10 protein-coding genes and 1 tRNA gene are annotated in these 9,493 nt (G+C 46.0%); 3 read left to right on the top strand and 8 right to left on the bottom strand.

The window, feature by feature from the left end; translation table 11 throughout:
• Positions 1-123 precede the first annotated feature (123 nt).
• Positions 124-2,793: an RNA helicase gene (locus C7Y66_RS28935; RefSeq protein ID WP_106548188.1), complete on the top strand. Its 2,670-nt coding sequence runs from the start codon at positions 124-126 to the stop codon at positions 2,791-2,793.
• A 47-nt stretch (positions 2,794-2,840) separates the two neighbouring features.
• Here C7Y66_RS28935 and C7Y66_RS28930 read toward each other — a convergent pair whose 3' ends face one another.
• The 8 genes from C7Y66_RS28930 to C7Y66_RS28900 all read right to left on the bottom strand — a co-directional run bounded on the left by C7Y66_RS28930 (position 2,841) and on the right by C7Y66_RS28900 (position 6,573).
• Positions 2,841-3,410 (bottom strand): plasmid pRiA4b ORF-3 family protein, encoded by a 570-nt coding sequence (locus C7Y66_RS28930; RefSeq protein WP_106548187.1) that lies wholly within the window; start codon positions 3,408-3,410, stop codon positions 2,841-2,843.
• The gene (locus C7Y66_RS31485) at positions 3,365-3,523 is read right to left on the bottom strand and encodes a hypothetical protein (RefSeq protein WP_158266022.1); all 159 of its coding nucleotides are present in this window, start codon (positions 3,521-3,523) and stop codon (positions 3,365-3,367) included. The genes C7Y66_RS28930 and C7Y66_RS31485 overlap by 46 nt, the downstream gene beginning before the upstream one ends.
• Before the next feature lie 96 nt (positions 3,524-3,619).
• Positions 3,620-4,006, bottom strand: a complete 387-nt coding sequence (locus C7Y66_RS28925; protein ID WP_106548186.1) for a salt stress protein, Slr1339 family — start codon at positions 4,004-4,006, stop codon at positions 3,620-3,622.
• Between the two features lie 65 nt (positions 4,007-4,071).
• Positions 4,072-4,674 (bottom strand): VWA domain-containing protein, encoded by a 603-nt coding sequence (locus tag C7Y66_RS28920; RefSeq protein ID WP_106548185.1) that lies wholly within the window; start codon positions 4,672-4,674, stop codon positions 4,072-4,074.
• 109 nt (positions 4,675-4,783) lie between these two features.
• A tRNA-Asn gene (locus C7Y66_RS28915) sits at positions 4,784-4,855 on the bottom strand.
• Positions 4,856-4,942: 87 nt separating this feature from the next.
• Entirely contained in the window at positions 4,943-5,494 is a 552-nt protein-coding gene (locus tag C7Y66_RS28910) for an NYN domain-containing protein (RefSeq protein ID WP_015153751.1), read from the bottom strand.
• Between the two features lie 125 nt (positions 5,495-5,619).
• Positions 5,620-6,288, bottom strand: a complete 669-nt coding sequence (locus tag C7Y66_RS28905; protein ID WP_015153750.1) for an energy-coupling factor ABC transporter ATP-binding protein — start codon at positions 6,286-6,288, stop codon at positions 5,620-5,622.
• A 15-nt stretch (positions 6,289-6,303) separates the two neighbouring features.
• Positions 6,304-6,573, bottom strand: a complete 270-nt coding sequence (locus C7Y66_RS28900) for a hypothetical protein (RefSeq protein WP_039715888.1) — start codon at positions 6,571-6,573, stop codon at positions 6,304-6,306.
• Positions 6,574-6,712: 139 nt separating this feature from the next.
• Between C7Y66_RS28900 and C7Y66_RS28895 the strand changes: the two genes are divergently transcribed.
• Together C7Y66_RS28895 and C7Y66_RS28890 are read left to right on the top strand one after the other, a co-directional pair.
• Positions 6,713-7,846 (top strand): AI-2E family transporter, encoded by a 1,134-nt coding sequence (locus tag C7Y66_RS28895; protein ID WP_015153748.1) that lies wholly within the window; start codon positions 6,713-6,715, stop codon positions 7,844-7,846.
• A gap of 77 nt (positions 7,847-7,923) precedes the next feature.
• Entirely contained in the window at positions 7,924-9,102 is a 1,179-nt protein-coding gene (locus C7Y66_RS28890; RefSeq protein ID WP_106548184.1) for an AI-2E family transporter, read from the top strand.
• Positions 9,103-9,493: the final 391 nt, after the last annotated feature.

Here is a 9,493-nt window from a genome sequence, read left to right as displayed (position 1 = left end):
CCCTTGTCCCCCTTGTCCCCCTTATCTCCCTCAGCTCTCTTTTCCCCTGCTCGATCGCTCCCTACTCCCTAAATTTCCAAGATTGGTTACTCTATTAATAAAGGGTGTTGCATAAATTATTGAGTGAAAATTCCCCAACTGCAAGCTGACCTAAATCTAGAGAGTATCTTTCCGTTTGAGCTGGATGAGTTCCAACGGCAGGCGATCGCGGCACTGAATGCCAATCGCTCCGTAGTTGTATGTGCGCCTACGGGTTCTGGCAAAACTTTAATTGGGGAATACGCGATCTATCGCGCCCTCTCTAGAGGCAAGAGAGTTTTTTACACTACGCCGCTCAAAGCGCTATCGAATCAAAAATTACGCGACTTTCGCGATCGCTTTGGGGCAGATTTGGTCGGATTGTTAACAGGCGATGTTTCGATCAACCGTGATGCACCAATCTTGGTGATGACTACGGAAATTTTTCGTAATATGCTCTACGGTACTCCCATTGGTGAAGTGGGAACATCCCTTGAAGGTGTAGAAGCGGTGGTTTTAGATGAATGCCATTACATGAACGATCGCCAGCGGGGGACAGTATGGGAAGAATCTATCATTTATTGTCCGCCAGATATTCAACTGGTGGCACTTTCAGCCACGATCGCCAATAGCGACCAACTGACAGATTGGATTTGTCGCGTTCATGGACCCACAGAGCTAATCTATTCTGAATTTCGTCCCGTTCCGCTCGAATTCTATTTTGGCAATCCTAAAGGAATATTTCCTTTACTCGATCCCAAGAGTGGAAAAATCAATCCGCGACTGCGACCGAAAAAGGGTAGTAGCGACAGAAAGCAAGGACCCAGACCGGAAACTCCTAAGTTAATTGACACCGTGGGGCATCTCTACTCTAGAGATATGCTACCAGCCATTTACTTTATTTTCAGCCGTCGCGGTTGCGATAAAGCCGTCGAGGAACTAGCAGGCGTAACGCTAGTTAATTTAGAAGAAGCGGCTCAACTCAAAATCCAAATTGATGAATTTTTGCGCCGCAACCCAGATGCAGGACGTGTCGGACAAGTAGAACCTCTCTATCGCGGTATTGCCGCTCACCACGCGGGTATATTACCAGCCTGGAAGGGGTTAGTAGAAGAATTGTTTCAGCAGGGTTTAATTAAAGTTGTCTTCGCGACTGAAACCCTAGCGGCAGGAATTAATATGCCTGCGCGGACGACAGTAATTTCTACCTTATCCAAACGTACAGATCGCGGACACCGCTTGCTTAATCCTTCCGAATTCTTGCAAATGGCAGGACGCGCCGGACGGCGAGGTATGGATAAGCTCGGTCACGTCGTCACTTTGCAAACGCCATTTGAAGGCGCGAAAGAAGCTGTATATCTAGCCACTGCTAAACCAGACCCGCTAGTGAGTCAGTTTGCTCCCAGCTACGGCATGGTGTTAAATCTGCTGCAAATTCATAATTTAGCAGAAGCGAAAGAGCTGATCGAGCGTAGTTTTGGGCAGTATCTCGCCACATTGTATTTGAAACCCCAATACGATGCGATCGCCGAGATGGAAGATCGACTTGCCGACTTGCAAACTCAAATGCAGTCGGTCGATGAGGATCGGTTAAATCATTATGAGAAATTGCGACAACGGCTCAAAGTCGAACGCCAACTCTTGAAGGTACTGGAAGAACAGGCATTAGAGGCACGACTAGAGCAATTGAGCTTGACGATTAATTTTGCCATGTCAGGTACATTATTGAGTTTGCGCGGCAAGCATGTCCAAACATCAACGCCCATTCCAGCAGTGTTGGTAGCGAAAATTCCTGGTTCGGGACAAGCACCTTATTTTATTTGTTTGGGTCGAGATAATCGCTGGTACGTAGCAGCTAGTAGCGATATAGCAGATTTATTTGCCGAATTTGCTCGATTAGATATTCCCGAACATCTGATGCCGCCTGTAGAAATGCCACTCAAACCAGGGCAAGCGCGTAAAGGGAATGAAGAAACAGCAACAATTGCGACACAAATTCCCGACCTACCTCCGTGGCACGCTGCACCGGAGGTTTTAGAACAACAACACCGAGTTATTGCCGTACAAGAGCAACTAACAGCCCATCCTTTGCATCATCTAGGCAATCCCGCCAGTATTCTCAAACGCAAGACTAGAATTGCTCAACTGCAAACAGAAATCGAGGAAAGACAGGCAGAGTTAGAACGTTACGCGCACCGTCACTGGGAAGAATTTCTGCACTTAATGGAAATTTTGCAGCGATTTGGGGCTTTGGACGATCTTACGCCAACCAACTTAGGCAAAGTTGCTGCTGCTGTCAGAGGAGATAACGAACTGTGGTTGGGTTTAGCCCTTGCCAGTAGCGAATTAGACAATCTCGCTCCCCATCACCTTGCTGCGGCGATCGCGGCGCTAGTCACGGAAACACCCCGCCCCGATAGTTGGGTACGCTATCTCTTATCAGAAGAAGTCGATATTGCCTTGGCGAGTATCCGTCCGATTCGGCGACAGTTATTTCAATTACAGCGGCGCTATAACGTCACAATTCCAATTTGGTTGGAATACGATTTAGTAGCTTTAATCGAGCAGTGGTCGCTAGGCGTAGAATGGACGGAATTATGTGCTAATACGAGTTTAGATGAAGGTGATGTTGTCAGATTGCTGCGCCGAACGTTAGATTTACTCTCTCAAATTCCTCACGTTCCATTTTTGTCAGAATCTTTACGTCGCAATGCTTATCGGGCAATTCAACTGATGGATCGTTTCCCAGTTAACGAAGTACTTGAAGAAGAATAAAAGTCAAAAGTCAAAAGTTAAAAGTTAAAATTGTTGACTTAGCCGTTTCACCGAATCTGCTTCAGTTGTTGATTTACTTTGTCTAGGTAAAAGGCTTCGGGATCGAACGCACCACCAACCCATTCCAACATCGATTCATGTTCCGAATGGTTTGGATCTTGAATTGCTTCTAAAAATTCTGCATAACCCCAAACTCCACCGCAGTCCTCTGGCGGACAGGCGCGTTTACCTGTTAAACACAGCGGATAGTGCGTCTGCGGTTCGGCTGGCAGTACTTTCTCGACTAAAATTTCATGCTCCCAAGAATCGCCCATGTCATAGGTATAGTGGAATTTGAACTTTTCCCCAGGCGCGACTTGGCTTAACTTCGCCGTCCGTTCGTTCCGCATATCAAGATCGTAGTCTGGCATCGGTTGCCCGTATTCTACGCCCTGAATTGTAAAAGCATGAAGATGAGAATTTGTCCAGCCCATCACCTCTTGAATAATTCGATGCAATTTAGCCAGGGTGATATCGCTGTAGACTTGGACTCGTCTCCAAATTGGCGGACGCAAATCTTGAAGCGTAATTTTCAGTTGATAAACCGATCTTTCTGTTGTTTGTTTGCGGGGTGGCATGGCTGAGGCAGAGAATTCAAGAATATATCTAGCAACAAGGCATAGTTTTCTGCTTCTAACGGTTCTCCATTATCCCATGCTTGCGGAAGGGCGATCGCAAGAGATTTTGTCACGCAAAGACGCAAAGGCACAAAGAGGCATAATGTACTCGCTTTGCGCCTCTGCGCCTTTGCGCGACATTTTAAATAAAGCTTTTCCAAATAACAATCTTACCCAGAATTTTCCAACAGATAATCAATTGCTGCTGCTAATTTAGATTCGTATTTCTCCGCAAATCGCTCAAACCACAATCCTTCAGGAGAAAACGGATCTAACTTTTCTAACCACACTTGAGCCGTTTTTTTCAACTCTTCTCGTTTTTCTTGCTGAAGTTGCTGTTGTTTTAGTTGTTCGGCTTTTAATTGTGCTTGTCTAATTTGCTCTTGTTCGCGATCTTGGCGATCGTAATCAGATTTTACTTGCTCTAATAAGCGATCGATCGCCCCACTCGATTTAGCTGTAGAAAAACTTTCTCCTGGTGGCTGAGGACTAGGTTTTGCAGGATGCTTTTCATTTTCAGCTTTGAGTTGGGATAGCAGGCGATCGATCTCATCCATATATATTTCCTCTTCTGCCCTCAGCTTTCTCCCTTGTTTCAGCAAGCCGCGATCGCCATTCTAGCTCAATCACCAATCGCATTTAACAACACTTCAGCTAGACTCATATCTTCTAAATCGTCCAACGTCACCGTGTCGCAGATATCAAATTTAGCACCAACTCCCTGCAATTGATCGTCTAAAGCTTGGAGAAATTTGGTGGCTTGCGGATCGGAACCAACTTGAATCATTGAAATAGCTAGTTCTTCATCCCGTTCCATTTGACGGGTAGCATTGATGATAACTTCAAACACCGCACGGCGATCGTCTGGTTCTCCATCGGTGACAACGACAATCGTTTCTCCCTCTGGTTTTGTCTGTCCTTTGGCTTTGCGTTGAAAGTAGTTATTGGTTGCATCTTGCAGCACAGATGCTAAATTCGTCGTCCCCACCGGATCGTTTTCTAAAAAGATTTGAGAAACTTTCGCCGAAGTTACATCATCGTAACGCTTAAATTTACCGGAGAAAACATAGACGGTAATACCATCAGGATCGAACTGTTCGCACTTTCGCGCCACTGCTAAAGTAGACTCTTGAGCAACTTCCCATCTACTTTTACCCCCTTGTTGGTCGGGAGTGGACATACTGCCGCTTTTGTCAAGAATTAAAGTGTAGTCGCGGTCTTTCATGCTAGACTCTCCTATGCTCAGCTGCGTCTAGTCTAGCCGCCGATCGCTTTTCCGTCAGCTGTTTTAATTCGATGAAACAGCTGAGACTTTTCGAGAATAGTTTGATTAACTCCCCAGGTAAGATTCGAACTTACGACCAATCGGTTAACAGCCGACCGCTCTACCACTGAGCTACTGAGGATTGCGAATATTTATAATAACCCTTATAAACAGGTTTTGCAAGTCCCTGACTAATTTTTTTGAGACTTTATTTTCTGTCGCACCAAATTTACAAGCCAAAACGCATTTTAGCTAGCTTTTGCCGCGCTTTCGGGTCGATCGCCGAAGCCAGAAATCTCCCTGATGATTGTTTGGCTTGTTTGTGTTTGCGGCGCGATCGCATCGTAGCCGCCTCCACTTCCTGTCTCAGTTGCAATGCTGAGAGCCATTCCGCACCGTAACCCATTACAGTTAGTTGCTGAGCGCGATCGGAGGTAGCAACAATCAAACGGGAACAGAGCGAGCGGTTTAAATACTGCCTGTAGTATGCCGCGCAGATTCTTTCTATATATGTGTCTGCCGTTTCGCCGAAATTGGTGTAGTATACAGATAGATTTTCTGTTTTGACTTCTTGAGTCCCAATAGTCTGCTGATACTGAGCGTCAAAAACAATTTGAGTACTTAATCCCTTAAAAGCACTGTAACTAATTAAAGCTTCTGCCAACTGCCACCGCGCTGCCTCTAGTCCGTCGCGATCGCGGGCTATTTTCAGGTGTTGCCAAGCGCCAATGATGTTGTAGCCGTCTACTAGCAAAACAGGTTGAGTCGAAGGGGGTGACATGGTTCGCTGTGAATGTTACTAAATATAAAATTTATTATTCACAATTTTAATCTTTGTTTGCGTATCACGCATGACACTCAGGGGGAAATAGCAAGGGCTTGGCAGTGCCAAGCCCTTGCTGTGTCCTATGCTGCGACTTCCATCAGTTTTTGTCGCAACCGTTTTGGTTCTCCCCGATCGATCAGACAGCCGCGTTCGAGTAAAAAAGCACCGTCGCAATAGTTCAACTCGTCGAGACGATGCGTCACCCAAAGGGCTGTCATTCCCCGACTTTTCACCAAATTTTGCACCTGCGCCACCAGATCGAGTTGACTATCGGGATCGAGGAGGGCTGTAGGTTCGTCAAGCAACAGAACTTCGCAACGACGGGCGATCGCCCCAGCAATAGCAACGCGCTGCTTTTGTCCTCCACTCAGGGCATAAATCGGACGACGCTGTAGTTCTAATAAATTTACCGCAGCCAGCGCTTCTGTGACTCGCTGACGGACTTGGGAGATGGAGAGTTTTTCTTCCACCAACCCAAAAGCCACGTCAGCCCCCACAGTGGGCATTACGAGTTGGTGATCGGGATTTTGGAAGACAAAGCCAACTGGATGCACGATGCCAATTTGACCGGACTGAGGTGTTAACAAGTCTGCTAACAACCGCAGTAAAGTAGACTTACCGCTACCGTTGACTCCCAACAACATCCAAAACTCTCCCTTTGGTACTTCTAAAGAGAGAGATTGAAAAACTTGTTCTCCGCTAGACCAACTAAAGCACAAATCCCGAACTTGAATGGCAGATTCAGCCATTGACACCCCAGCTAGTTATTTAGATTCGGTAAAGGCAAAAAAGCCAGGGGTTTTGCCAGCAGCCGTGCTGTCTTTTTGCGAGATCTGCACCCCAGAAATTTCGCTGGTACGGACGGCGACTTTCTTTTCTGGCTGGCGATCGCACGTCAATTCGATAATTTCTGGATTTCCACTGCGCATTGCTGCCAGAATTTGATTGTATGCTGCTTCTGCATCCGCAGTTTCCTTCCGTTGTACTGACACCGGAAAGGCTGTATTTTTGATTGTCAAGTCGATCGTGAACATTTTACCTTCAACATCGTGACTAAGCTGCTCTCATCTTAACCTTTGCAACTGAACTACCTGATGGAATCGCAAGAAAGAGGTGAGCATTGCATCTTTTGAGCGAAAATCGATCGCAGGCTGATGCTAGGTGTGAAAGGGTATGAATGGTTCCAAAAATAAATTGTGGCAATGGTTGGCGATCGCTCTGCCATTCCCCTTACTTGTATTTAATGGATGGCTGGCACTCCTAGTTTTTCAGTATTTTCAACCTCTGATCGCCATATTCGGCTTAGCAGCGGTATTAGCTTTCATTCTGAATTACCCCGTGCAGTGGCTTCAACAGCGCCAAGTACAACGCCAATATGCAGTATTCTTAGTCTTTCTCATAGCCTTAGTCACATCGATAGCTTTAGGTATTACCTTAATTCCGCTACTTGTAGAAGAGTTAAGCGAAGGTGCGAGACTACTACCGCAATGGATTGACGCTGGAACGGCAAAGCTAAAAATGATAGACACCTGGGTAGAAACGCAGCAGTTACCTTTCGATCTGACTCATTTAACCACACAAGTGAGCGATCGCCTCCCAGATGAATTACAGTTTCTAGGCGAAGAACTAGTAATGCTAATTATTGGCACGATTGATAGCGTTTCCGAGGCAATTTTAACCGTCGTGCTAACGTTTTACCTCTTATTGGACGGCGAACGGCTTTGGCGTGGTGTTTTTGGACGTTTACCATCTCGCTGGAGTATTCCACTACAGCGATCGCTTCAGCAAAACTTTCAAAATTATCTGATCGGTCAGGTGGCACTAGCTGCACTAGTCGGTACAGCCATGACTTTAGCATTTGTGGCTTTAGGAGTCCCTTTCGGATTGCTATTCGGCTTAGGAATCGGCGCAATGACTTTAATTCCCTTTGGAGACGTTTTAAGTTTCAGCCTCGTTGGACTGTTAGTCGCCGTACATGACTTCTGGCTGGGAGCCAAAACATTAGCGGTAGCTGTAGTAGTTGACCAAATTATCGATCAAGCGATCGCTCCTCGGTTATTGGGTAGTTTTACAGGCTTAAGCCCGATTGGAGTGCTAATAGCTTTGGCAGTAGGGACTAAAATTGGGGGATTACTGGGTTTAATCACAGCCGTTCCGATCGCGAGTTGTTTGAAAAATCTTTTCGATCTTTTCCTCCCCGTGTCAGAAGATGCTTTAAATCCCGCAGAGACATTACATTTTAAAGGGAGCAGGGGAAAGAGAGCTGAGGGAGCTGGGGGAGTTGAGGGAGCTGAGGGAGAAAATTGACTCACCACGCACACCCCACACCCTATCTACTACTAGCCACTAGCCACTAGCCACTAGCCACTCACCACTCACTAACGATGAACCGCGCCTTTTTACCGATTCAACAATTTCTGATCACTTGGCTGCTAATCTTGGTTTCAGTGTCGGTGACGCTTCGAGCCTTGGGTTATGTGGGCGAATTATTAAGTATTGTCATTAGCGCCGCTCTAATTGCCTTTTTGCTTAACTATGCCGTAGCTGGATTGCAAACTTTTTTACCCCGCACGTTAGCAGCTGGACTCGTCTACTTGGGAGCGGGATTTGTCTTTGCGATTGTCGCGTTGACTGTAGTACCGCTTGTATTTAACCAAGCGCGGCAGTTGGTGAATAACTTACCAACCATTGTCGATTCGGCTCAGGAACAATTAAATACTTTTCAAGCCTGGAGCGCTCAATATAACTTACCCTTTGATGTCCAGTTGCTTGTATCGCTGTTATTGGATCGGCTGCAAACCCAGGCTGAAGCGATCGCAGTTAAAAGTCTAGGCTTGGCGATCGGTACGTTTAATTGGTTTTTGGACGCAATTCTAATTTTAGTCCTCTCCTTCTACATGCTGATTGATGGGGAACGGGTGTGGAATAGTTTGACGAGTATCCTCTCGCCTCAAATTCGCTCTGGCTTAACTGCTGCCTTGCAACGCAATCTCCAGCGCTTTGTCTCAGGGCAGCTTTTGCTAGGGTTATTTATGGCTGTCACGCTCACCATCGCTTTTTCGACACTGCGAGTGCCGTTTTTCCTCTTATTCGCCGTTTTTATTGGCTTAACAGAAGTTATTCCGTTTATTGGTGCGACTTTAGGTATTGGTACGGTCGCGATCGTGGTTGCTTTTATCGACTGGTGGCTTGCGCTTCAGGTTTTGGCGATCGCAGTTGCCCTACAACAAATTAAAGATAATTTAGTTGCACCTCGGATTATGGGCAATCTGACGGGTTTATCGCCCGTGGCTATTTTCATCTCTCTATTACTGGGGGCGCAATTGGGCGGATTTTTAGGTGTGATTCTCGCCATTCCCCTAACTGGAGTCGCAAAAAGTTTGGCAGAAATTGTTCTCGATCCAACTCTACCACCCCAAACGGGGTCTTTCTTCCACAATCCTTTTGCTGATGATGTCGATGCAGATGCTGAGGTTGATGGTATGACTTCAACCAAACGTTTCTCAGAAATGGAAGATCTAAGTGTGACAGCTGCGGCGACTGAAGCAAGGAAAAACTTATAACTTGAAGTAAATTAATAAAATTATCCAATCATTTTTTTCAAATGATACGCCCTTAGACAGGTTCAAATAGGCGTTCCATCTTGCTAGAGACAGAAAAAAACCTGCAATCTCGCGATCGAATTCATTCAATTGGGTTGTTGCAATTTACCAGTCAGTTGTACAAATAATAATTAGAGTGAGTTAAGATTCGTAAAGTGAGTTTACAACTCGGTCTACTTTCTGCCTAACGTGAAAGTAAACGCTTTTAAAGTTGGGCGTAAAGCTCGCAAAAAAGTAATCATAAGAAGATTTGGAGATTTGTCCTCATGACAATCGCAGTAGGACGCGCACCGAGTCAAAGAGGATGGTTTGACGTTCTCGACGACTGGCTCAAGCGCGATCGATTCGTATT

The organism is Chroococcidiopsis sp. CCALA 051 (assembly GCF_003015105.1).
Taxonomy (GTDB): Bacteria; Cyanobacteriota; Cyanobacteriia; order Cyanobacteriales; family Chroococcidiopsidaceae; genus Chroococcidiopsis; species Chroococcidiopsis thermalis.
This window is presented reverse-complemented; position numbering and strand designations above follow the sequence as displayed.

Coding starts and splice junctions, on each gene's coding strand:
- C7Y66_RS28930 (WP_106548187.1), bottom strand. CDS start 3,410: ATGCCACCCCGCAAACAAACAACAGAAAGATCGGTTTATCAACTGAAA.
- C7Y66_RS28925 (WP_106548186.1), bottom strand. CDS start 4,006: ATGGATGAGATCGATCGCCTGCTATCCCAACTCAAAGCTGAAAATGAA.
- C7Y66_RS28920 (WP_106548185.1), bottom strand. CDS start 4,674: ATGAAAGACCGCGACTACACTTTAATTCTTGACAAAAGCGGCAGTATG.
- C7Y66_RS28910 (WP_015153751.1), bottom strand. CDS start 5,494: ATGTCACCCCCTTCGACTCAACCTGTTTTGCTAGTAGACGGCTACAAC.
- C7Y66_RS28905 (WP_015153750.1), bottom strand. CDS start 6,288: ATGGCTGAATCTGCCATTCAAGTTCGGGATTTGTGCTTTAGTTGGTCT.
- C7Y66_RS28900 (WP_039715888.1), bottom strand. CDS start 6,573: ATGTTCACGATCGACTTGACAATCAAAAATACAGCCTTTCCGGTGTCA.
- C7Y66_RS28895 (WP_015153748.1), top strand. CDS start 6,713: ATGAATGGTTCCAAAAATAAATTGTGGCAATGGTTGGCGATCGCTCTG.
- C7Y66_RS28890 (WP_106548184.1), top strand. CDS start 7,924: ATGAACCGCGCCTTTTTACCGATTCAACAATTTCTGATCACTTGGCTG.